This is a genomic window from Vibrio sp. TRT 17S01, from assembly GCF_050113695.1.
GTDB lineage: Bacteria > Pseudomonadota > Gammaproteobacteria > Enterobacterales > Vibrionaceae > Vibrio.
The window spans coordinates 1-840 of record NZ_JBNJOG010000062.1 but is presented as its reverse complement, the minus strand read 5'-3'; the positions used below and the strand labels follow the sequence as shown (position 1 = coordinate 840).

Genomic DNA, 840 nt, shown 5'->3' with positions numbered 1-840 from the left:
GCGTTAGCCTATGTAAGGAGAATTTAATGTTGCGTAACATAAAATTAGTATTACTTCTTTTACTTGTTCCCAGAGAGGCTCTTTTAAGTGAAACTGATGGTTGGAACATAAATACAACCGATGTCAGTATTGTTGGCTTATATAATTTTTATAACGAAGCTGCGGATGCGATAGATAAAGAACTAATCGTTCGGAAGGAAAATGTTACAGTATCTTCGCTGCAAGACTATATTAGGAACCTTACTGAAAAAGAAGCTAGTGATTTAGAAGGAGCTATAAAGCTCGCTCGTGAAATAGATGGTAGTGTAGCCCAACAATTAAACCTCTCGTTAGCTAGCGATGTAGCTTATATAGCCGACGAAGTTGATAGTCCAATGAACGTTTACGAGTACATATACCCAAATAAGTGTTTGCAAGTAGATATTATGACTATTGAGAGAAACAGTAGAGATATGGTTGTTGAGATAGCTCTAAGGTTTCCTTATGACCGAAAGGATGAATGCTTAGATAAGGCTATGATGGCGAAGTTTATCTATATTGGTTCAGTATTTCAGCTACAAAATGAAGTTAACTCTCGAGACCTCATCAAAAGCATATATAACACGTTAGAATCCGGTGAAGTATACAAACAGGTTGTTGCTGATGTAGAGATAATTGCGGGTTTTGTAGATGAAACAACATTAGGCTTGAAGCTTGAGGCAGTTCAGTAATTAGGCTAACAAAGCATTTAAGAGTGACTCACAACGCTTGGCGATTTCAGTTTAAACTCGGTTTCAGTGTTTAAGGTGCAGTGGTTTAGGTTGGGTGTTTAGCGTTGTTCGCACCTTAATGCGGCGTTAT

The 840-nt window shown here is 37.7% G+C and carries 1 protein-coding gene; it reads left to right on the top strand.

The genetic code is table 11. The annotated features are described in order from the left end of the window. The coding region (locus ACQEXS_RS22475; protein ID WP_427015275.1) for a hypothetical protein at positions 1-710 on the top strand (710 nt) is incomplete at its 5' end. Positions 711-840: the final 130 nt, after the last annotated feature.